The 22,062-nt window shown below is 65.0% G+C and carries 17 protein-coding genes and 1 pseudogene; 12 read left to right on the top strand and 6 right to left on the bottom strand.

Annotation, left to right across the window (positions count from 1 at the left end; genetic code table 11):
- Positions 1-80 precede the first annotated feature (80 nt).
- From TSA1_RS32405 to TSA1_RS32380, 6 genes and pseudogenes are all read right to left on the bottom strand, one after another.
- On the bottom strand, positions 81-755 hold the full coding sequence (locus TSA1_RS32405; protein WP_100179876.1) for a spermidine synthase: 675 nt from the start codon (positions 753-755) through the stop codon (positions 81-83).
- A 30-nt stretch (positions 756-785) separates the two neighbouring features.
- A complete protein-coding gene (locus tag TSA1_RS32400; protein WP_100179875.1) occupies positions 786-4,022 on the bottom strand; it encodes a bifunctional cytochrome P450/NADPH--P450 reductase in 3,237 nt (1,078 codons plus the stop codon).
- 120 nt (positions 4,023-4,142) lie between these two features.
- A pseudogene (locus TSA1_RS32395) lies at positions 4,143-5,135 on the bottom strand (alpha/beta fold hydrolase); the annotation flags it as partial.
- Between the two features lie 22 nt (positions 5,136-5,157).
- Positions 5,158-6,708 carry a WS/DGAT/MGAT family O-acyltransferase gene (locus TSA1_RS32390; RefSeq protein ID WP_100179874.1) on the bottom strand — a complete coding sequence of 517 codons (1,551 nt, stop codon included), beginning with the start codon at positions 6,706-6,708 and terminating at the stop codon, positions 5,158-5,160.
- 46 nt (positions 6,709-6,754) lie between these two features.
- Positions 6,755-7,555 carry an esterase/lipase family protein gene (locus TSA1_RS32385; RefSeq protein ID WP_100179873.1) on the bottom strand — a complete coding sequence of 267 codons (801 nt, stop codon included), beginning with the start codon at positions 7,553-7,555 and terminating at the stop codon, positions 6,755-6,757.
- Positions 7,555-7,812, bottom strand: coding sequence for a DUF6489 family protein (locus TSA1_RS32380; protein WP_097659465.1), 258 nt, complete (start codon positions 7,810-7,812; stop codon positions 7,555-7,557). The genes TSA1_RS32385 and TSA1_RS32380 overlap by 1 nt, the downstream gene beginning before the upstream one ends.
- A 303-nt stretch (positions 7,813-8,115) precedes the next feature.
- Here TSA1_RS32380 and TSA1_RS32375 point away from each other — a divergent pair, with 303 nt between their 5' ends.
- The 12 genes from TSA1_RS32375 to TSA1_RS32320 form a co-directional block, all read left to right on the top strand.
- On the top strand, positions 8,116-9,711 hold the full coding sequence (locus TSA1_RS32375; RefSeq protein WP_100179872.1) for an ABC transporter substrate-binding protein: 1,596 nt from the start codon (positions 8,116-8,118) through the stop codon (positions 9,709-9,711).
- A gap of 104 nt (positions 9,712-9,815) precedes the next feature.
- Entirely contained in the window at positions 9,816-10,796 is a 981-nt protein-coding gene (locus TSA1_RS32370; RefSeq protein ID WP_100181455.1) for an ABC transporter permease, read from the top strand.
- Positions 10,797-10,807: 11 nt separating this feature from the next.
- Complete coding sequence (locus tag TSA1_RS32365; RefSeq protein WP_100179871.1) at positions 10,808-11,779, top strand: ABC transporter permease; 972 nt, start codon at positions 10,808-10,810, stop codon at positions 11,777-11,779.
- A 28-nt stretch (positions 11,780-11,807) separates the two neighbouring features.
- On the top strand, positions 11,808-12,794 hold the full coding sequence (locus TSA1_RS32360) for an ABC transporter ATP-binding protein (protein WP_100179870.1): 987 nt from the start codon (positions 11,808-11,810) through the stop codon (positions 12,792-12,794).
- Positions 12,791-13,780, top strand: a complete 990-nt coding sequence (locus tag TSA1_RS32355) for an ABC transporter ATP-binding protein (RefSeq protein ID WP_100179869.1) — start codon at positions 12,791-12,793, stop codon at positions 13,778-13,780. Before TSA1_RS32360 ends, TSA1_RS32355 begins: the two co-directional genes overlap by 4 nt.
- A gap of 82 nt (positions 13,781-13,862) precedes the next feature.
- Positions 13,863-15,668, top strand: a complete 1,806-nt coding sequence (locus TSA1_RS32350) for a gamma-glutamyltransferase family protein (RefSeq protein WP_100179868.1) — start codon at positions 13,863-13,865, stop codon at positions 15,666-15,668.
- A gap of 9 nt (positions 15,669-15,677) precedes the next feature.
- Positions 15,678-16,388 (top strand): DUF1028 domain-containing protein, encoded by a 711-nt coding sequence (locus TSA1_RS32345; RefSeq protein ID WP_100179867.1) that lies wholly within the window; start codon positions 15,678-15,680, stop codon positions 16,386-16,388.
- On the top strand, positions 16,385-17,374 hold the full coding sequence (locus TSA1_RS32340) for an ABC transporter ATP-binding protein (protein WP_100179866.1): 990 nt from the start codon (positions 16,385-16,387) through the stop codon (positions 17,372-17,374). Before TSA1_RS32345 ends, TSA1_RS32340 begins: the two co-directional genes overlap by 4 nt.
- A 175-nt stretch (positions 17,375-17,549) precedes the next feature.
- On the top strand, positions 17,550-18,653 hold the full coding sequence (locus tag TSA1_RS32335) for an ABC transporter ATP-binding protein (RefSeq protein ID WP_100179865.1): 1,104 nt from the start codon (positions 17,550-17,552) through the stop codon (positions 18,651-18,653).
- A 24-nt stretch (positions 18,654-18,677) separates the two neighbouring features.
- Entirely contained in the window at positions 18,678-20,201 is a 1,524-nt protein-coding gene (locus TSA1_RS32330) for an ABC transporter substrate-binding protein (RefSeq protein WP_100179864.1), read from the top strand.
- Between the two features lie 31 nt (positions 20,202-20,232).
- Entirely contained in the window at positions 20,233-21,174 is a 942-nt protein-coding gene (locus tag TSA1_RS32325) for an ABC transporter permease (protein WP_100179863.1), read from the top strand.
- Between the two features lie 4 nt (positions 21,175-21,178).
- Positions 21,179-22,062 (top strand): ABC transporter permease (locus TSA1_RS32320; protein ID WP_100181454.1); only part of this gene is annotated, 884 nt, incomplete at its 3' end.

The following is a 22,062-nucleotide window of genomic DNA, read 5'->3' as shown; positions in this document are numbered from 1 at the left end:
CAGAACCGAAGCTCTAGATTCTTGTTTTGACGCGTTTTCTTCACGCGAACCGGTGTCCACTTCGCTCGAAAACGCTCTAGCTAGCTCTTCCGCGCAAGCCAGATCACATGGCGCGCACCGCCGCCCCTGCCGGTGGCGCGGACATTGACTTCGTTCACGTCGAAGCCGGCGGTCCGAAGGCGCTTCGTGAACGCCGGGTTGGGTCCCGACGACCAGACCGCGAGCACGCCGCCGGGCCGCAGCGCCGCCTTTGCAGCTTTCAGCCCGCTCGCACTATAGAGCGCGTCATTGCCTTTGCGGGTCAAACCTTCCGGCCCATTGTCGACATCGAGCAGAATGGCGTCGAAGGCCGAGCTCTTGGCACGGATGACTTCGCCGACGTCGATTTCCCGGATGTTCACCCTGACATCATCGAGGCTGTCGCCGAAGACCTCGGCCATCGGCCCGCGCGCCCAGGTGACCACCGCGGGCACCAGCTCGGACACCACGATCTTCGCCTTGGGCCCGAGCACCGTGAGCGCGGCACGCAGCGTAAAGCCCATGCCGAGGCCACCAATCAAGATAACGGGCTTGGCGACGGTCTCGATCTGCTTCGCCGCGAGTGTCGCAAGCGCGGCTTCCGAGCCGGACAGGCGGTTGTTCATCAGCTCGTTGGTGCCGAGCTTGATGGAGAACTCCTTGCCCCGCCGCATCAGGCGGAGCTCCTCGTCGGAGCCGGGGATCTTGGTGGTGTCGAGCTTTTCCCAGGGAATCATGGGCGACGTTTAGCACGATCAGGCGAACAATCACCCACCCGCCCAGACGTCCAGCACATAGCGGTTCTTCGTCCCCATCTCCTCGATCCAGCGTGCGCTGGCGACGGCATCGCTGCCGCTCTTCTCGCGATGGATCGCGACCAGTGCCGCCTTCACGTCGGGCTCCATCTTGCTACCGTCGCCGCAGACATAGATGATCGCGCCCTGCTCGATCAGCGGCCATACCCTGTCCTTCTGCGCGGCGAGCACATGCTGCACATAGGTCTTCGGCCCGTCGCTCCGCGAGAACGCCGTGAACAGCTCGGTGATGCCGCTTGCCGCGAGCGCCTTCAGTTCCTCCGCATAGAGAAAATCCTGATCGGGATGGCGGCAGCCGAAGAACAGCATCGCCGGCCCCAGGGTTGCACCTTTCGCCTTGCGCGCGGCGCGCTCCTGAAGGAAGCCGCGGAACGGCGCGAGACCCGTACCGGGGCCGATCATGATGATTGGCACCGACGGATCGTCGGGAAGCCGGAAGCCGGCCTTGGTCTCGCGCACGGTCGCGTAGATCGTATCGCCCACCCGGCGATTGGCGAGATAGTTCGAGCAGATGCCTTTATAGGTGCCGCGGCCGGAGGCGGCCGGGCCTTCGACCACGCCGACCGTGACGCTGCAGCGCGCCGGATCCACCGACGGCGAGGACGAGATCGAGTAATAGCGCGGTGCCAGCAGCGAGAGCATTTCCAGATAGACGTGGAACGGCAGTTCGCAGGCGGGATATTCGAGCAGCAAATCGAACACCGATTTGCGCTTGGCCAGGATCTCGCCGCGGTACCTCTCGAGCGGCTCCGTCTCCTCGCCGACGAAGGCCAGCAGCTTCGGCTTGGTGACGGGGCAGCGGGTGTGCTCGGCCATGATCTGGATCTGCTTGCGGGTCGCGACCTGCTGCAGCTCGACGAACTCGCTGAGCAGGCGTCCGACCGAGACGGCCTCGCCGACCGGTAATTGCGCGCGGCGGCCCTCCGTGACCCGCAGCCTGATCTGGTCCGCCGGCAGGAAGCCGAAGCGGCGCGCCACCGAATCCACCAGCGTTGGATCGTTGCGCGGAACGACGCTGAGGTGATCGCCGACGCGGTAGCCGACATTGGCCGGCAGTTGCACCTCGATGTGGCGCGTCGAGCGCTCCGACGGATTAGGCCCAGCCTTGTTCTGAAGCTCGTCGTTGGCGAGCACCTTCATCGCCACCGCGCCGCCCTGAGCGACGATGGTATTGACGGCGGTGACCGCGACCGGCTCGATCGCATAGAGGGGATCGTCCTCGGCGGTGCGGGTGAAATTCCAGTCGATGCCGAACTCCTTGGTCGCGACCTGCGCTGCGGCCGGGAACCACTTCTGGAACTGGCCGTCGAGATCGCTGCGCGCATCGCCCTCGCCGCGCGGATAGACCGCGCGCGCGCCATGCGCCGACAATTGCTCGTCGATCAGGCGCGGGACCGATTGATAGGTCGCGGCCCAGTCGCTGTTGCCACAACCGAACACGGCGTAGCGGACCCCGGCGAAGGCATCCTTCGGCAAGTCGCCGCCGAGCCATTTGACGAACTGCGTCGCGTTGTCGGGCGGCGCGCCGTTGTAGGAGGCGCAGATGATCAGCACGCCGCCATCCTGCGGCAGCTTGCCGACGTAATCGTCGAGCGGGCCGAGATGCACGGCAAAGCCGTTGATCTCGGCGAGGTCGGCCATGCGCGTCGCGAGCTCCTCGGCGGTGCCGAGATTAGAGCCGTACAGCACCAGCATCGGCGTATTGTGGCCGGGCCGGGCCGTCGGCTGGCGCGGTGCCTTCGGTGCTGAACCGGCCGCCGCAATCGGCCCGCCATAGGCACCGCGCTCGCGATCGGCGCGCGGACGCACCCTGATCTTGAAGCCTTCCGGCTTCATCGTCAGGGTTTCCTTCAGGTGCATCTGGTAGCGCTGATGGTCGACCAGCTTGAAGCGCTGCAGGATCATGCCGAGCGCCAGCGCCGCCTCGTGCATGGCAAAGCCGCGGCCGATACAGGCGCGCTGGCCGTTGCCGAACGGCTTCCAGGCATTGATCGGCCGCTTGGCTTCCGCCTCGCGGCTGAAATTCTCGGGGTCGAAGGCATCGGGATTGGGTCCCCAGACCGAGGGATCGCGATGCAGCGCGGTCACCAGGATCGTGGTGAAGGTGCCCTTCCGAAGCTTGTACTTGCCGCTGCCGATGGTCTCATCATTCAGCGGCGAGATGCCATAGGCCGGCGCCGGCGGCCACAGCCGCAACGCCTCCTTCAGGATCTGGGTGATGTAGGTGAGCTGCGTCACCTGCTGATAGGTCGGCTTGGCATTGACGTCGGGCCCGAACACGCGGTCGACCTCGTCATAGGCCTTCTTGAGGATCTCCGGATGCTTGAGCAGCGCATAGAGCGTGTAGGACAACAGGCCGCTGGTGGTCTCATGGCCCGCGATCAGGAAGGTGTTGATCTGGTAACGGATGTTGACGTCGTCGAGCTGCTCGCCGGTCGCGCGATCGACCCCGGTCATCATCGCGGCGAGCATGTCTTTCTTGTCGTCGATCCCCTCCGCGCTCTTGCGGCGCTCGGCGATGATCTCGTCGACCATCTTGTTCATGAAGGCGACATCTTCGGCGAGCGTCTTGCGCCGCTTCTGCATCCAGATCTGCTCAAACGGCAGACCGCGCGTCATCATGATGGTTTCGAGCGAGCGCACCAAGGACTCGACGTAGGGGTGATAGTCGCTCCGGTAGAAGGAATTGAAGCGGTAGTCGAAGCCGCACAGGCCGATCGTGTCCAGCGTCAGCGCGGTCATGTCGTGCACGACGTCGATCTCGTCGTCGGCGTTGAGCCGCTCCCATTTCTGGACCAGCTGCTCGGCGATGTCGACCATGCTCGGGTGGTAGGACTGCATGGCGCGGTTGCCGAACGGCTGGAGCAGGATGTTGTGCGCCTTGCTCCAGTTCGGCTCCTTGGTATCCGCGGTGAACAGGCCATCGCCGCCGACCGCACGCACGCGCCGCAACGCGCCGCGCACCGTCTTGTCGAACCGCTTCTCGTCGGAAAGCTCGTCGACGAGATCATGGCCGGACACGACGACGATCGGCGAGCCCATCATGTCGAGCCAGAAGATCGGACCGAGCTCCTTGGCGAGCCGCGTCAAATGCTGCACGGGGGCGGCCGAATCCAGCGACAGCATGTTGCCGACCACGGGCTTGGTCGGCGGATGCGGGATCGGGTCCAGACGATTCTTGGTTGACATTAAAAGTGCTTCCCCCTGACTCGATATTCAACGTCGTCATTGCGAGCGAAGCGAAGCAATCCAGAAATATCCGCGGAGACAGTCTGGATTGCTTCGCTTCGTCCTCGCAATGACGAATTGGCCAAACCGCCTTCTACGCCATTCGATCAGCTTGGCGCTGACCTCTTCCGGCTTCTCCTGCTGCGTCCAATGGCCGCTGTCCTTCACCAGATATTTCTCGAGATCGCCGATCAGCTTCTCCATGCCGTCCGCCGCCGAGGGCGGCAGCACCGCATCGTTCTCGGCCATGATCATCAACGACGGCACATGGATATGATGATCCAGTCCCTTCGCGCGTTCCCAATTGCGCGTGAAGTTGCGATACCAGTTGATGCCGCCGGTGAAGCCTGTTTTCGTGAACGTGTCGACGAACACCTTCTTCTCGTCGGCCGACAGGATCGGTGTGCGCGGGTCGACCTTGGCGTCATAGGCCGCGATCATCTGCGGAAACGCCAGATTGGTCTTCGACGACGCGCCGACACCTGCGATCGGAGGCTCCTCCGCCTTTGCCGCCGGCCGTGCCAGCGGCTTGCGCATGAAGGCGTCGAAGGTCTGCTCGACCCGGCTGCCGAAGATCCTGTCCGGCTCCCGCGCAGGATCCTGGAACTGGACGATGTACATCTGGTCGCCGAAGCGCTGGCGGAACAGCGCGATGGGATCAATCGGCGCGCGGTCCCAATGCGGGGTGTTGACGCCGACCACGCCGGCGACGCGCGATGGGTGCCGCAACGGCATTTGCCAGACGACGAAGCCGCCCCAATCGTGACCGACGAAGATCGCCTTGTCGATCCCGAGATGATCGAGCAGACCGACGAGATCGCCGGTCAGATGCTCCATGTCGTAGTCCTCGACCGGCTCCGGCCGGTCGGTCGCGCCATAGCCGCGCTGGTCCGGGGCGATCACCCGGATGCCGGCCTCGCTCAGCGCCTTGATCTGATGACGCCACGAAAAGGCGAGCTCGGGCCAGCCGTGGCACAGCACGATCGGCGGCTTGTCGTCGACTGGGCCCGCCTCGTAATAGCCCATGCGGATTCCGTTCGTCTTCGCGAACTTGAGCGGCGGCATTTCAATCATCGCAATTTTCCTGGCAACATTCCTACTCGGCGGCGCCCTTGATGTCCGCCACCGGCGGCGCATAGGCCGCCTCCAATGCGGCGAACTCCTCCGGCAGCATGTCGCACATCACCTGCACATGCGGAATGATGTTGGCGCCGACGATGAAGCCGAAATCGAGCTGGTCGCGGTAGCTCTGCACGGTGATGTTGAGCGCCTGCCCGTGCGTCGAGATCGACACCGGGAAGATGTGCAGCAACTCCGCGCCGGCAGCGTAAAGCGTCTGCCGCGGCCCGGGCACGTTGGACACCGTGATGTTGGCGGCCGGCGGCAGCACGTCCGAGAGATTCGAGCGGCTGTAGAGCAGCGCCAGGATCTGCACCATGATCGGTGCGCCCAGCATCGAAATGTTGGAGACCTGCGGCATCAGCGCACGCAAGGGATGCGACATCTCCTTGGACTTGGTCGACTGCGCGATGATGGCCTCCAGCCGCGCCTTGGGATCGTCGATGTTGGTTGCGATCGAGCAGATCATGCCGAACACCTGGTTGTTGGCCTCGGTGTTGCCCTCCTCGCGCAGCGAGATCGGCACAGCGGCGGTCAGCGATTTCGCCGGCAGCGTGCCATATTGCCGGAGGTAGCGGCGGACCACGCCGGAAGCGAGCGCCAGCACGACGTCGTTGAGCTTGCCGCCGGCGAGCTTCGCCAGCGCCTTGGAGCGCGACAGCGAGATCGACACACCGGCGAAGCTGCGCTCCGACGAGATGGTCTTGTTGAGCATGGTCGGCGGCGACACCATGCTGGCGAGGCTCTCGCGCGACTTGGGATCGGAGACCTTGCCAAGCACCTCGGACACGCTTTTGACCATGGTCGGGATGTTGCCCGCGAAGCGCACCGCGCTCTCGATCTGGTACATCGCATTGTCGAACAGGATGGAGCCGATGTCGCTCTTGCCGGTGCGCGGCAATTGCAGGTTCTGCGCGGCCTTGCCGGCATCGAGCGGCTGGTTGAACAGCTGCTGGTAGGAATCGAGCAGGTTCGCGGCGATGTCGCGCGGCTCCTGCCCAGGCTTTGCTCCCGCCGCCGGAGGCTCGACCTTCCGCGGGATCGGCGAGATGTCGTAGATCATGTTGGTCAGCGCTGCACCGGCACCGCCGTCGATCGCGGCATGGTGCATCTTGGAATAGAGCCCGACCTCGTTGTCCTTCATGCCCTCGAACACGTAGAACTCCCAGAGCGGGCGGGCGCGGTTGAGCAGCTTGGCGTGCATCCAGCCGACGATGCGCTCCAGCGTGGCGCGGTCGCGCGGCTGCGGCAGGCTGGCGCGGAAGATGTGGCGGTCGATGTCGAACTGGTCGTCCTCGACCCAGGAGGGATGATCGATGTCGAGCGGCGCCTTCTCCAGGCGCGCTTTCAGGATCGGCGCGACATGCAGGCGCGAGACGATCATCGCCTTGAAGTCTTCGAAGAAGTCGCCCTTGTAGTCGTCGGGCAGGCGAAAGATCGCCATGCTGCCGACATGCATCGGCATCTCAGGCGTCTCCAGATAGAGAAACGACGCGTCCAGCGACGACAGCTTCTTACCGTCAGCCATAGTTCCCTCCCGCAACGATTTGACGGGCGCCTTCTGGCGCTTCTCGTCAGGCCGATATTGCCTGCTCCGGCGGGGCATATGCAATGGCAAACGGCCCTGCCCGGTCAAATGGCGAGAACTCTCCTTCCGGTTGCGCCAACCGGTCCGCCACGACCCATAGCGCCGCGGGGTTCACCCCGAGCCCGATATGGCTCGCCAGGAGCACTTCGATGTTCTCGGCCCGATCGGAGGGACGGAGCAGACAGGTCCGCCAGTTCACGACGCCGTCGGCGCGCGAGTAAATCGACGTCGCCGGCACCGGCAGATCGCCGGCGATCGCCTCGCGCGCTTCCGCAAGATCCTCGACCCGTTCCCCCGACAGCGCCTCGTAGAGCCGCGTGGCGTTGGTTGCCCGCACGTCGTTGGCAAACGGGCTGCCGAGCGTGATGACATAGCGGACCATGTCGGGCGCCCAGAGCGCGAGATCGCGGGCATAGACGCCGCCGAGGCTCCACCCGATGAGGCTGACCTTGCGTCCGCTCGCGCGATGGATCTCGGCGAGACGGGCACGCAAGGCGTCGCGCATCCGCCCAAGGCCGCCGAGATTGCGGCCCATCCGCCAGGCCTGCGCCTCATAGCCGAGCGCGCCGAGATAGCGCCGCATCGGCGCCATCGAGAGGTCGCTGGCGAGGAAGCCCGGCAGGGCCAGCACCGGATGGCCGTCGCCCCGCGGCGCCCGCATCAGGATGGGCGACAGCAGCAGGCTGGCATTGAGCTCGAACAGACCGCGGGCTTCGGCCAGCAGCAGGCCGAGACCCGGCGGACGAAGCCGGCCCGTCTCCTGCGTGCCCTCCGGCCCGGGCGACACTATTTTTTCTTGTCGCTGCTGCGCGTGCCGCCGAGCCCGGCCATGGTGACGAACATGTCCTGGAAGCGTTCGGCGATTTTCGGATCGAAGGTGAACCAGCTCTGGATCAGCGATTCCGGCGAGACCTTCTCGATGTTGCTGAGCACCTGCTGCTGCAGCTTGTCCATCACCGCCGTTTGCATCGGCGCCACGTCGGGCAAACCGAAGAACTGGCGGGCCTCGAGGGGGGTGCAGTCGATTTCGATGTTAACTTTCATGTCCCCCTCCAGAAGAGATTCGAGCGGCCTGACCGAGTATCGCCGCGAGTTGTGGTGCGACGCAAGCGACCTGATGCAGGCGCGACGTGACCCGTCCTGCAATCGGCCGATATGGTCAACCAAAGTCGAAGGGGAGATCCCCCATGCCCGGCAGCACGGTCAGCATTGCTGCACAGCGGTGCAACTTGGCGCGTTCCTTGCTGGAATGGCGCTTGCACCGGTCGAGAACTCTGGGCAACATGGATCAATCAGGCCGCCGAACAATCAAAAATCATCGGCTGGGCAGTGTGGAGAGGGTCAAGAATGTCATTCGGTCGAACTCTGTTTGCGGCGACGCTCGCCGGTACGCTTGCGTTGACGGTCACGCCGGCGTCGAGCCAGACGCTGCGTTATGCCAACCAGGGTGACCTGAAATCCCTCGACCCCTACACGCTCAATGAGAGCACCACCCACGCCCATCTCGGTCACGTCTATCAAGGCCTCACCGCGCGCGACAAGGACCTCAAGATCATTCCGGCGCTGGCGGAAAGCTGGGAGACGCCGGAGCCGACCCGCTGGCGCTTCCATTTGCGCAAGGGCGTGAAATTCCACAACGGCGATCCCTTCACCGCCGACGACGTCGTGTTCTCGGCCGATCGCGTCCGCAAGAAAGGGTCCAATATGCAGACCCGCCTCGCGCCCGACGTGAAGGTCGTGAAGGTCGACGACTATACCGTGGACTTCGTGCTGCCCTCGCCCAATCCCATCCTGCACAATTCGTGGGATGTCTGGTACATCATGGACAAGAAATGGGCCGAGGAAAACAACGTCGTCGATCCGACGCCGGTTGCGGCGACCACGCCGAGCTACGCCTCGCTGCACGAGAACGGCACGGGCCCCTTCATGATCGAGAGCCATCAGCCCGGCGTGAAGACGGTCTTCAAGGCCAACCCCAATTACTGGGGCAAGATGGAAGGTAATCTGAAGGAGATCATCTTCACCCCGATTTCCTCCGACGCCACCCGCGTCGCTGCGCTGCTTTCGGGCGAAGTCGACGTCATCGAGCCGGTGCCGATCCAGGACATCTCCCGCGTCGATTCCAGCCCGAACGCCCAGGTGCTGAAGGGACCGGAGCTGCGCACCATCTTCATCGGCTTCGACCAGACCCGTGACGAGCTGCTCTACTCCAACATCAAGGGCAAGAACCCCTTCAAGGACGCCCGCGTCCGCGAAGCCTTCTACAAGGCGATCGACATCGAGCTGATCAAGACGCGCGTGATGCGCGGGCTGTCGACGCCCTCTGCCCTGATGATCGCGCCGGAACTGTTCGCGCTGTCCAAGGAGTTCACGCGGCCGAAATTCGACCCTGATGGCGCCAAGAAGCTCCTGACCGAGGCCGGCTACCCGGACGGCTTCGAAGTCACCATGGATTGCCCGAACGATCGCTATGTCAACGACGCCGCGATCTGCCAGGCCGTCGTCGGCATGCTTGCCCGCATCGGCGTCAAGATCAATCTCCTGGCGCAGCCGAAGGCGCAGTACTTCGCCAAGGTGCTCAAGCAGGGCGGCTACCAGACCTCGTTCTATCTCCTGGGCTGGACGCCGAGCACGATGGACTCGCACAACGTCCTCTACGACATCATGGGCTGCCGCGATGATGCGAAATCCTCACGTGGCGAGGCCAATCTCGGCGGCTATTGCAACAAGGAATTCGACGCCATCACCGACAAGGTCCTGGTCGAAACCGATACTGCCAAGCGCAACCAGCTGATAAAGCAGGCTTACGAAATCAGCATCAAGGACTGGGCCTACATTCCGCTGCATCAGCAGGCGCTGGCCTGGGGCGTCTCGAAAAAGGTCAACCTGCCGCAGCGCGCGGACAATCTGGTCATGTTCCACTGGGCAACCAAGAAGGAATAGCGTCAGTTGAACACGAGGTCCCGGCAGCGTAAGGCTTCCGGGACCTTTCCTTTTCCGGCTGACAAAACCGTCGGCTGCACGCACACCCAAGGATAGTGGAAGGCATGCTCGCTTTCACTCTTCGCCGCGCCGTTCAGGCCATCGGCGTCATGTTCGCCGTCGGCATCATCGCCTTCTCGATGTTCCGTTTCGCCGGCGACCCCGTCAACCAGATCGTCTCGATCGACACATCAGCGGCCGAACGCGAAATCGTGCGCAAGTCGCTCGGCCTGGACGACCCCGTGCCGGTGCAATTCATGCGCTATTTCGCCGACGCCGCGCAGTTCAAGTTCGGCGTCTCCTACCAGTTCCGCCAGCCGGTCTCGACGCTGCTGATGGAGCGTATGCCCGCCACGCTGGAGCTGGCGATCTGCGCCACCGTGTTTGCGATGGTGTTCGGCATCCTGATGGGCGTCTATTCGGCGCTCCGGCGCGACACCCTGCTGGCCAAATTATTCCAGGCGGTTTCACTGATCGGCATCTCGCTCCCGACGTTCCTGATCGGCATCCTGCTGATCTATCTGTTCGCCGTGACCTTGGGCTGGCTGCCCTCGTTCGGCCGCGGCGAGGTGGTCAAGCTCGGCTGGTGGAGCACGGGCCTGCTCACGCTGTCGGGGCTGAAGGCGCTGATCATGCCCTCGATCACGCTCGGCCTGTTCCAGATGACCTTGATCATGCGGCTGGTGCGCGCGGAGATGCTGGAAGTGCTGCGAACCGACTACATCCGCTTTGCCCGCGCCCGCGGGCTCACCACGCGCGCCATCCATTTCGGCCACGCGCTGAAGAACACGCTGATTCCCGTGATCACGGTGGCCGGGCTCCAGTTTGGCTCGGTTATTGCATTTTCGATCATCACCGAAACCGTGTTCCAGTGGCCGGGCATGGGACTTCTGTTCGTCCAGGCCGTGCAAAACGTCGATATCCCGATCATGGCCGCCTATCTGCTGATGGTTTCGCTGATCTTCGTCACCATCAATCTGGTGGTCGACCTCCTCTATACCGTGGTCGATCCGCGTCTGCGCGCGACCGTCGGCCGCGCCTCATAAGGAAGCCCTGCATGTCCGACGCAGTCGCCTCCAATCCCGACAAGTCGAGCGCGCCGCCCGCGCATGCCGGCCGCAGCTGGCTGAGCCGCGCGCTCGACAGCGACATCTTCTATTCGTTCCGGCGCTCCAAGCTGACCATGGTGGCGGCGGCCATCACCGTGCTGTTCTTCCTGCTCGCGATCTTTGCCTCTGCGCTCGCGGTGCAGAACCCCTTCGATCCGGCGCAGCTGCAGTTGATGAACTCGCGCATCTCGCCGCTGTGGACCGCCGACGGCCAGAGCCCGTTCCTTCTCGGCACCGACGAGCAGGGCCGCGACGTGTTCTCCGCCATCCTCTACGGCATGCGCATCTCGCTCGCCGTGGGCGTGGCCGGCGTGATCTTCGCCGGCGCGCTCGGCATCGCGCTCGGCCTGATCGCCGGCTATTTCGGCGGCGCGGTCGATGGCGTGATCATGCGGATCGCCGACGTGCAGCTCACCTTCCCCGCCATCCTGATCGCACTGCTGGTGAACGGCATCGCCAAATCGATCTTCGGCAACCGGCTGGATGCCACCAGCATGCTGGTTGTGCTGGTGATCTCGATCGGCCTGAGCTTCTGGGTTGGCTATGCCCGAACCGTGCGCGGCTCCGTGATGGTCGAGAAGAACAAGGACTATGTGGCCGCGGCGCAGCTGATCGGCCTGCCCGCACCGAAGATCATGCTGCGGCACGTACTGCCGAACACGATGGGGCCGATCCTGGTCATCGCCACCATCAACCTTGCGCTCGCCATCATCACCGAGGCAACGCTGTCCTTCCTCGGCGTCGGCCTGCCCGACACCATGCCTTCGCTGGGCACGCTGATCCGCATCGGCAACAATTATCTGTTCGCGGGCGAATGGTGGATCGTTGCCTTTCCCGGCCTGGCGCTGGCCGGGCTGATCCTGTCGATCAACCTGCTCGGCGACTGGCTGCGCGACGCGCTCAACCCGAAACTCCGATGAGCACCATTTCGATGAGTACGCCTCGCTCATGACCGAACCCATCCTCTCCGTGCGCAACCTTCAGGTCGAGTTCGCCTCCCGCCGCGGCACGCTACGCGCCATCGACGACGTCTCCTTCGACATCGCCAAGGGCGAGGTGTTAGGGGTGGTCGGCGAATCCGGCGCCGGAAAATCCGTCACCGGCCTTGCCGTCATCGGCCTGATCGATCCGCCCGGCCGCATCTCGGGCGGCGAGATCCGCCTGTCGGGCCTGCGCGTCGACAATCTGCCGCCGGAAGAGATGCGCCGCATCCGTGGAAAGCGGATCGGCATGATCTTCCAGGACCCCCTCACCTCGCTCAATCCGCTGTACCGGGTCGGCGACCAGATCGTGGAGACGATCCGGACCCACCTCAATCTGTCCGAGACGGCCGCCCGGCGCCGTGCCATCGACCTGCTCGCCGAGGTCGGCATCCCCGCGCCGGACAAGCGCATCGACGGCTATCCGCACGAATTCTCCGGCGGCATGCGCCAGCGCGTGGTGATTGCGCTGGCGATCTGCGCCGAGCCGGAGCTGATCATCGCGGACGAGCCGACCACCGCGCTCGACGTCTCCGTGCAGGCGCAGATCATCTCGCTGATCAAGCGGCTCGGACGCGACCACGGCACCGCGGTGATGCTGGTGACCCACGACATGGGCGTGATCGCCGAGACCTCGGACCGCGTCGCGGTGATGTATGCCGGCCGCGTCGCCGAGATCGGCCCGGTCCAGGATGTAGTGAAGAACCCGCTGCATCCCTATGCCAAGGGCCTGATGGGAGCGATCCCGACGCTTGCCGGCGAGGACAAGCGCCTGGTGCAGATTCCCGGCTCCATGCCGCGGCTGTCGGCGATCCCGCGCGGCTGCTCGTTCAATCCGCGCTGCGAGCTCGCGTTCGATCGCTGCCGGGTCGAGCGGCCCGAGCCGCAGCCGCGCGGCGCGCAATCGGTTGCCTGCCATCTCTATGACAACGTGCCGGCGGAGAGCGCGGCATGAGCGCGCCCTTCGTCCAGGCCACAAATCTGCGCCGCGTGTTCGACGTCTCCAAGCCTTGGCTCAACCGCGTGCTCGAAGGCGGGCAGCTCGAATATCTCAAGGCCGTCGACGGCGTCACCTTCGACATCCGGAAGGGCGAGACCTTTGCGCTGGTCGGCGAGTCCGGCTCGGGCAAGACCACAGTGGCGCGAATGGTGGTTGGCCTTCTGCCGCCAAGCTCCGGCGACGTCCTGATCGACGGCATCCCTATGGCCGATCCGCGGCAGGCTCAGGCGCGGCGCAAGTTGCGACGGCGCATCCAGATGATCTTCCAGGATCCCTATGCGAGCCTGAACCCGCGCTTCCGAGTGGACGCCATCATCTCCGAGCCGATCCGCGCCTTCGACCTGATCCAGGGCGAGCGCGACATCCAGGCCCGCGTCGGCGAGCTGCTCACCCTCGTCGGCCTGCATCCCGACGACCGGCTGAAATTTCCCCACGAGTTCTCCGGCGGCCAGCGCCAACGCATCGCAATCGCCCGGGCGCTCGCATCGGATGCCGAGTTCATCGTTTGCGACGAGCCGACCTCGGCGCTCGACGTCTCCGTGCAGGCGCAAATCCTGAACCTGATGCGCGACCTCCAGGACAAGTTCGGTCTGACCTACATGTTCATCAGCCACAACCTTGCCGTGGTCCGCCACATGGCGAGCCGCGTCGGCGTGATGTATCTCGGCCGCATCGTCGAGATCGCGGAGGGACGCGAGCTGTTCGCCAATCCGCGCATGCCTTACACCAAGATGCTGCTCGGCGCCGTGCCCGATCTCGCCATGAGTGGCCGCCAGCGCATTCCGGTGAAAGGCGAGATCCCGAACCCGATCAATCCGCCGTCCGGCTGCGCCTTCAATCCGCGCTGTCCGCTGGCGTTCGATCTCTGCCGCAAGGAGACGCCGGAATTGATCGACGGTGTCGCCTGTCACGCGGTGAACGCCGCGCCGGTCCCGGCGTGACGCACGCGTGCCATGCGGCCTGTGCATTTGGCATCCCAGCACGGGCTGTGATCAATTGCGCGCGCCGCAAATGAGGTAAGCCATGGCCAGCAACGTCAATCCAGATCCCTTTACGACGCGCCCCGAGATCGAGGGCACGTTCGGGGTCGTCGCCACCACGCACTGGATCGCGACCGCCGTCGGCATGGCCATCCTCGAAAAGGGCGGCAATGCTTTCGACGCCGGCGTCGCCACCGCCTTCACACTCCAGGTGGTCGAGCCGCATCTCAACGGCCCCGGCGGGGACGTGCCGATCATCGTCCACGACGTCAAGCGCGGCCGCACCGAAGTGATCTGCGGCCAAGGCCCGGCACCGGCGCGCGCCACCATCGCGCATTACAAGAGCGAAGGCCTCGACATGGTGCCGGGCACGGGCCTGCTCGCGGCCTGCGTCCCCGGCACGTTCGAATCCTGGATGATGCTGCTGCGCGACTACGGCACGATGCGCGTGCGCGACGTGCTGGAGCCCGCGATCTCCTATGCCCGCGACGGCTATCCGCTGGTCGAGCGCGCCTGCGCCACGATCCAGACCGTCGAACAGCTGTTCCGCAAGCATTGGCCGACCTCGGCCGCCGTCTACCTGCCGAACGGCGAAGTGCCGAAGCCCGGCACGCTGTTCACCAACAAGACGCTGGCTGCGACCTACGCCCGCATTCTCAGCGAGGCCGAGAGCGGCGGCGGTGGCCGCGACGCCGAGATCGAGCGAGCGCGCAAAGCCTGGTCGCAAGGCTTCGTCGCGGAAGCCATCGACAAATTCTGCCGTACCCAGGAGGTCATGGACGTCAGCGGTTCGTCACATCGCGGCGTGCTTTCCGCCGACGACATGGCACGCTGGGAGCCGACGGTCGAGGCCCCGCTCACCTACGATTACGGCCGCTATACCGTCTGCAAGGCCGGCGTCTGGAGCCAGGGCCCCGTGACATTGCAACAGCTCGCGCTGCTCAAGGGCTTTGCCCTCGACGGGCTCGATCCGACCGGGCCGGAGTTCATCCATCTCCAGATCGAATGCGCCAAGCTCGCCTTCGCCGACCGCGAGAAATTCTACGGCGACCCCAAGTTCAGCGAAATCCCGATCGCGACGCTGCTGTCGGATGCCTACAACGACGAACGTCGCAAGCTGGTGACCGAGAAAGCCTCGCTCGACCTTCGGCCCGGTGCGGTCGAGGGTTTTGGTGGCGTGGTCAAGCTGCGTCGCGCCGAAGGCCAGCGCGAGGCCGTCGGCGCACTCGGGGCCGGCGAGCCAACCGTGGGGCGCTTCGGCGAGGTGCGCGGCGACACCGTGCATTTCGACATCATCGACAAGGCCGGCAACATGGTGTCCTCGACACCGTCGGGCGGCTGGCTGCAATCGTCGCCGATCATTCCCGAGCTCGGTTTTTGCCTCGGCAGCCGCGCACAGATGTTCGATTTGGAGGAGAACCAACCGAGCTCGCTCGCGCCGGGTAAACGGCCGCGCACGACGCTGTCGCCGACCATGGCGCTGCGCGATGGCGAACCCTACCTCGCCTGGGGCTCGCCCGGCGGCGACCAGCAGGATCAGTGGATCACGCAGTTCTTCCTGCGCCACGTCCATTGCAATCTCAATCTCCAGGAATCGATCGACGCGCCGGCCTGGCATTCCGAGCATTTCCCGATCTCGTTCTGGCCGCGCACCGCCCGGCCGGGCGTGCTCGTGGTCGAGAACCGCGTCCCCAAAGCGACCATCGAGAATCTTCGCGAGCGCGGACACATCGTCGAGGTCGGACCGGACTGGTCGGAAGGGCGCCTCACCGCCGCTTCGCGCGTCGGTGTGCGGCGGCGCGCCGCCGCCAATCCGCGCGGCATGCAAGGCTACGCCGCCGGACGCTGAAGGCAGCACATGACCTGGTCGATCATCGCGCGAGACCCTGCCACCGGCCAGTTCGGCATCGCGGTCGCGACCCGCTTCTTCGCCGTCGGCGCGCGCGTGCCGTATATTGCGGCCGGCCTCGGCGCCATCGCGACGCAGGCCTTCGTCAATCCCTATTACGGCATCGACGGCGTCAAGCTACTGCAGGAAGGCCTGAATGTGCATGACGTTCTCGCCGCGCTGCTCGCCACCGACGATGGCCGCGAAAGCCGGCAGGTTCACATCATGGATGCGAGCGGCGAGATCGCCGCACACACTGGGCGCGACTGCGTCGACTGGTGCGGGCACATCGCAGGCAGCGGCTTTTCGATTGCGGGCAATATGCTGGCCGGCGCCGACGTCCTCGACGAGACCGCCAAGACCTACATCGCCAACGACAGCCTGCCCTTCCCGCGCCGTCTGCTCGCGGCGATGCGCGCGGGCGAAGCCGCCGGCGGCGACAAGCGCGGCAAGCAGTCCGCCGCGCTCCTGCTTCACGGCGAGGAGGAATGGCCGGCGCTGGATATCCGCGCCGACGACCATTCCGATCCGATCGGTGAGCTCGAACGGCTCGAACGCGTCAGCCACGAGCTCTGGGTTCACTTCCGGCCCTCCATGCCGACGCGGCAGAACCCGGCCGGCAACACCGATCGCAGCGTCATCGACGCCAGCATCGCAACAGCGCGCGCAAAACGATCATGAGCGCGAGCCCTCTCATCGAGATCGAGGACCTGCGCATCCGCTTCCACGGCGACGACGGCCGCATCACCCACGCGGTCGACAGCGTCGATCTCAGCGTCGCCAATGGCGCGACGCTTGGCCTCGTCGGCGAATCCGGCTGCGGCAAGAGCGTGACGTCGCTGGCCATCATGGGCCTGTTGCCGAAGCAAAGCACGGAAATATCGGGAGCGATCCGCTTCGACGGCTTCGACCTGCTGCAGACACCGGACCAGACCCTGCGCGACCTCCGCGGCAACCGGCTCGCGATGATCTTCCAGGAGCCGATGACGTCGCTCAATCCGAGCCTCACGATCGGTGACCAGATCATCGAGACCATTTTGCGCCATCGCGGCGGCTCGCGCAAAAGCGCGCGCGAGCGGACGGTCGAGCTATTGCGCCGCGTCCACATCCCCTCGCCCGAGCGGCGTGTCGACGAATATCCGCACAAGCTCTCCGGCGGCATGCGCCAGCGCGTGATGATCGCGATGGCGCTCGCCTGCGATCCGCGCCTGTTGATCGCGGACGAGCCAACCACCGCGCTCGACGTCACCCTGCAGGCACAGATCCTGGAGCTGATGCGCGAGCTGAAAGCCGCGAGCGGCGCCGCCATCATCCTGATCACCCACGATCTCGGCGTCGTCGCCGAGGTCTGCGACGAGGTCGCTGTGATGTATGCCGGCGAGATCGTCGAGCGCGCGCCGGTGGACGAGCTGTTCTCCGCGCCGCAGCATCCCTACACGGTAGGCCTGCTCGGCTCGATCCCGCGGCTCGACCATCGCACCGCGCAGCTCGCGACGATCGAAGGCATGGTGCCGAACATGGCGCAACCGCCGGCCGGCTGCCGCTTCGCCGCGCGCTGCCCGTTCGTGCTGGATGCCTGCACCAAGGCGCCGCCACCGCTTGTGGAAATCAGCCCCGGTCACCTCTCGCGCTGCATCCGCGCGCCGCTCGAACGACTGGTGTCGTGATGGCCTCGTTCTCCCCTCTCCTGCCCCGGGCGCGGTGCAGCACAAGCGAAGCGCCGTGGTGCGCCGCTGAACCGGGGCCCATCGCGCCGCAGACTGGGTCCCGGTTCAGCGTCACAACACTACGTGTTGCGCCGCGCCCGGGACACGAGAACTGCAGCGACGAGGAGCAGACACAATGACTGCGCTGCTCGAGGTCAACGGCTTGGTCAAGCATTTCGTCGCCGAGCGCTCGCTGTTCGGGCGGCCGCTGGCGCATGTGAAAGCGGTCGACGGCGTGTCCTTTTCGCTCGACGCCGGCAAGACGCTGGCGCTGGTCGGCGAATCCGGTTGCGGCAAATCCACCGTCAGCCGCCTGGTGCTGCGGCTGATCGAGCCGGATGCGGGCTCCATCCGCTTCGAGGGTCGCGACCTGCTCTCGCTCGATGCGAACGCGCTGCGAAAATTCCGCCGCGAGGCGCAGATCATCTTTCAGGACCCTTACGCCTCGCTCAATCCGCGCATGACCGTCGGCCAGATCCTGTCCGAGCCGCTGGCGCTGCACGACCTCGTGCCGTCAGCGCAGCGGCGCGAGCGCGTCGCGGAGATCCTGCGGCTCGTCGGGCTGGAGCCGCGGCTGGCGCGGCGCTACCCACACGAATTCTCAGGCGGCCAGCGCCAGCGCATCGCGATTGCCCGCGCGCTCGCGGTGGAGCCGAAGCTGATCATCTGCGACGAGCCGGTCTCGGCGCTCGACGTCTCGATCCGCTCGCAGATTCTCAACCTGCTGCGCGAGCTCCAGGACAGGCTCGGCCTTGCCTACATCTTCGTCTCGCATGACCTCGCCGTGGTCAAGCACATCGCCGACCACGTCGCGGTGATGAATCTCGGTCAGATCGTCGAGACCGCCGAGGCCGATGCGCTGTTCGTAGCACCAAGCCATCCTTATAGCCGGGCGCTTTTGTCCGCGATCCCCGTGCCTAAACCGCAGGCAAAGCGCAGCCGGATTGTGCTGCAGGGAGAGATCCCCAGCGCGCTCAATCCGCCGTCGGGATGCCGCTTCCACACCCGCTGCCCCTACGTCGTCGAGCGCTGCCGGAGCGAAATGCCTCAGCTGGTCGCGGATGGCATCGGACATGCAACGGCCTGTCACCGAACGTCGGAACTGCCGTCCTCAGCGGCGATCGTCCCGTCCGACGGCGGCTTTTCGCCGATCCTTGAAAAATTGGTCGCTGCCTTCAGCGGCGGCCCGGAAGCAGCACGCGGCGGCGGGGTTAGTTCATTTGGGGCGGACCCCGCCTAGCCCACGAAACAGAGGTTGAGAGCGATGAACTTTGTGCGTTTGACAATCCTGGCGTCGGCTGTGCTGACGTCGCTCGCGAGCGCGGCCCAAAGCCAAGTTCAAGCTCAGACCACGCTTCGCATCGGCATCGCCGAGGACCCCGATATCCTCGACCCCAGCATCGGCCGCACCTATGTCGGCCGCATCGTGTTCTCCGCCTTCTGCGACAAGCTTTTCGATATCGACGAGAAGCTCAACATCGTGCCGCAGCTCGCGCTGTCCCACGAGACCTCGGCCGACGGCAAGGAGATGACGATCAAGCTCCGGCCGGGCGTCAAATTCCACGACGGCGAGCCGCTGGACGCGGAAGCCGCAAAATTCTCGATCGAGCGTCACATGACGCTGCCGACCTCGTTTCGCAAGTCGGAGCTTGCCAGCGTCGACCATGTCGAGGTGGTCGATCCCCTTACCATCAAGCTGGTGCTGAAAACCCCCTACTCGCCGCTGATCGCCCAGCTCACCGACCGCTCCGGCATGATGGTCTCGCCGAAGGCGGCGAAGGAAGCCGGCGACAAGTTCGGCCTGCATCCGGTCTGCGCCGGCCCCTATAAATTCGTCGAGCGCGTCCAGCAGGACCGGATGGTGTTCGAGAAGTTCGCCGACTACTGGAACAAGGACAACGTCCACATCGACCGCATCGTGTTCCTGCCGATCATCGATTCGACCGTGCGGCTTGCGAACCTGAAATCCGGCGCGCTCGACCTGATCGAACGCGTGCTCGCCACCGACATCAAGGATGTCCGCGCCGATCCCAAGCTGGTGCTATCGACAGCCCCCGAGCTCGGCTATCAGGGCCTGACCATCAATATCGGCAACGACAAGGCCAAGGGGCCGCTCAGCCAATCGGCGAAGGTGCGCCAGGCGCTCAGCCTGTCGATCGATCGCGAGGCCATCAACCAGGTCGTCTTCAACGGCGAGTTCACGCCGGGCAATCAGTGGGTCAGCCCGACGCATCCCTATTACCAGAAGGCGTTTCCCATTCCCGGCCGCGACGTCGCCAAGGCCAAGGCGCTGTTGAAGGAAGCCGGTGTCAGCCTGCCCGTCACCGTCGATTACATGGTCCCCAAGGGCACTGAGTACGAGGCCGTCGCCCAGGTCGTGCAGTCCATGGCCGCCGAAGCAGGTTTCGACATCAAGGTCCGCGTCGTTGAATTCGCGACCACGTTCAAGCAGGCCCAGGCGGGCGAGTTCCAGGTGTTCCAGATCAACTGGAGCGGCCGCATCGATCCCGACGGCAATTCCTACATCTTCATGCGCAGCAAGGCGCCGCAGAACGACGGCGGATATTCGAACCCTGAGGCCGACAAGCTCATGGAAGAAGGGCGGACGACGTCCAATGTCGAGGAGCGCAAGGCGATCTACGGCAAGCTGACAAAAATCCTGCTCGACGATTTGCCGATCATCTACATCTATCACCGCACCCTGCTGATCGCCCACACGACAAAGCTGCAGGGCTACAAGCAGATGCCCGACGGGCTGGTGCGCGTGGTCGGGCTGAAGTTCAAGTGATCGCGACAGCACCCATGGGGCGATCGGCATCATGCTGAACTTCCTCGCCCGCCGCATCGCGCAGATCGTGCCGACGCTGTTCTTCGTGTCGGCGCTGATCTTCTCGCTGCAACAATTGCTGCCGGGCGATCCCGCGCTGGTGATGGCCGGCGAGGAGCGCGATCCCGCCGTGATCGAGCAGATCCGCCAGCAATACAAGCTCGATCAGCCGATCCCCGTGCAATATGTCTACTGGCTCAAGGGGGTGCTGTCAGGCAATTTCGGCGAGTCCCTGCGCAACAAGATGCCGGTGCGCGAGCTGATCGCGCAGAAACTGCCGGTGACGCTCCAGCTCGGCTCGATGGCGATCCTGATCGCGTTCTTCATCGGCATTCCCGCCGGTATCGTCTCGGCGGTGAAGAAGGGCACGGCCTGGGACTATGGCGCGAATTTGTTGGCGCTGTGGGGCATCTCGACGCCGAATTTCTGGCTCGGAATCCTGCTCATCTTCCTGTTTTCGATCAAGCTCGGCTGGCTGCCGGCTTCAGGCTACGTTCCGCTCACCGAGGACTGGCGCGCGAGTCTTGCCGCCACCATCATGCCGGCCTTCGTGCTCGGCAATGCGATCTCCGCGATCCTGATGCGGCATACCCGCAGCGCAATGCTCCAGGTGCTGGAGAGCGACTATGTTCGCACGGCGCGCGCAAAGGGACTGTCGGAGCGCTCCGTCATCCTCAAGCATGCTATGCGCAATGCGCTGACGCCGATCATCACGCTCGGCGCGCTCGAGCTCGGCACGCTGTTGTCGGGTGCCGTGCTGACGGAGCAGATCTTCTCCATACCCGGCTTCGGCAAGCTGATCGTGGACGCCGTGTTCAACCGCGACTATGCCGTCGTGCAGGGCGTGGTCCTGGTGACGGCCACGGTCTACATCACGCTGAACCTCGTTGCCGACGTCGCCTATATTCTCGTCAATCCGCGACTGCGGGGCTAGCGCCATGACAGATGCCGCCTTGCCCGCCGCCCCCTCCAGCGCGCACGCGTCCGAGCTGGACAGCCCTGCGCGCCGCGCACGGCGGCGGTTGTTCAAGCGCAAGGCCGCCGTATTCGGACTCGTCGTGATCACGGCGTTCATCCTGCTTGCGGTCCTCGCGCCGCTCGTCGTGCCCTACGATCCCATCGCGACGAGCTGGAGCCTCGTGCGCAAGCCGCCGACCGCCGCGCACTGGTTCGGCACTGACGAGCTTGGCCGCGACATCCTCAGCCGTGTCATCTATGGCGCGCGCGCCTCCCTGCTCGCGGGCCTGATCTCGGTCGCGATCGCGCTCGGCGTCGGCGTGCCGCTCGGCCTGCTCGCCGGCTATCGCGGCGGTTTCGTCGATGCGCTGATCAGCCGGATCACGGATGCGATGCTGGCCTGCCCGTTCCTGATCCTGGCGATCGCGCTCGCCGCGTTCCTCGGGCCGAGCCTCGGCAACGCCATGATCGCAATCGGCATCTCGGCAACCCCGATCTTCATCCGCCTGACCCGTGGCCAGGTGCTGGTCGTGAAGGCCGAGGACTATGTCGAGGCCGCGCGCGCACTCGGCAACCCGCCCTGGCGGATCGCGTTCTCGCACATCCTGCCCAACATCCTGCCGGCGCTGCTGGTGCAGGCGACGCTGTCGATCGCCGCCGCCATCATCGCCGAGGCGGCCCTCTCGTTCCTTGGCCTCGGCCAGCAGCCGCCGGCGCCGTCCTGGGGCAGCATGCTCAACGCGGCACAACGCTTCCTGACCCAGGCGCCCTGGATGGCGATCTGGCCGGGGCTTGCGATCTTCCTCGTGGTGCTATCGCTGAACCTGCTCGGCGACGGCCTGCGCGACGCGCTCGATCCAAGGCA

The organism is Bradyrhizobium nitroreducens, from assembly GCF_002776695.1.
GTDB lineage: Bacteria > Pseudomonadota > Alphaproteobacteria > Rhizobiales > Xanthobacteraceae > Bradyrhizobium > Bradyrhizobium nitroreducens.
The sequence above is the reverse complement of the archived record's forward strand: the minus strand, read 5'-3'. Positions and strand labels throughout refer to the sequence as shown.

Coding starts and splice junctions, on each gene's coding strand:
- TSA1_RS32405 (WP_100179876.1), bottom strand. CDS start 755: ATGATTCCCTGGGAAAAGCTCGACACCACCAAGATCCCCGGCTCCGAC.
- TSA1_RS32400 (WP_100179875.1), bottom strand. CDS start 4,022: ATGTCAACCAAGAATCGTCTGGACCCGATCCCGCATCCGCCGACCAAG.
- TSA1_RS32390 (WP_100179874.1), bottom strand. CDS start 6,708: ATGGCTGACGGTAAGAAGCTGTCGTCGCTGGACGCGTCGTTTCTCTAT.
- TSA1_RS32380 (WP_097659465.1), bottom strand. CDS start 7,812: ATGAAAGTTAACATCGAAATCGACTGCACCCCCCTCGAGGCCCGCCAG.
- TSA1_RS32375 (WP_100179872.1), top strand. CDS start 8,116: ATGTCATTCGGTCGAACTCTGTTTGCGGCGACGCTCGCCGGTACGCTT.
- TSA1_RS32370 (WP_100181455.1), top strand. CDS start 9,816: ATGCTCGCTTTCACTCTTCGCCGCGCCGTTCAGGCCATCGGCGTCATG.
- TSA1_RS32365 (WP_100179871.1), top strand. CDS start 10,808: ATGTCCGACGCAGTCGCCTCCAATCCCGACAAGTCGAGCGCGCCGCCC.
- TSA1_RS32360 (WP_100179870.1), top strand. CDS start 11,808: ATGACCGAACCCATCCTCTCCGTGCGCAACCTTCAGGTCGAGTTCGCC.
- TSA1_RS32355 (WP_100179869.1), top strand. CDS start 12,791: ATGAGCGCGCCCTTCGTCCAGGCCACAAATCTGCGCCGCGTGTTCGAC.
- TSA1_RS32350 (WP_100179868.1), top strand. CDS start 13,863: ATGGCCAGCAACGTCAATCCAGATCCCTTTACGACGCGCCCCGAGATC.
- TSA1_RS32345 (WP_100179867.1), top strand. CDS start 15,678: ATGACCTGGTCGATCATCGCGCGAGACCCTGCCACCGGCCAGTTCGGC.
- TSA1_RS32340 (WP_100179866.1), top strand. CDS start 16,385: ATGAGCGCGAGCCCTCTCATCGAGATCGAGGACCTGCGCATCCGCTTC.
- TSA1_RS32335 (WP_100179865.1), top strand. CDS start 17,550: ATGACTGCGCTGCTCGAGGTCAACGGCTTGGTCAAGCATTTCGTCGCC.
- TSA1_RS32330 (WP_100179864.1), top strand. CDS start 18,678: ATGAACTTTGTGCGTTTGACAATCCTGGCGTCGGCTGTGCTGACGTCG.
- TSA1_RS32325 (WP_100179863.1), top strand. CDS start 20,233: ATGCTGAACTTCCTCGCCCGCCGCATCGCGCAGATCGTGCCGACGCTG.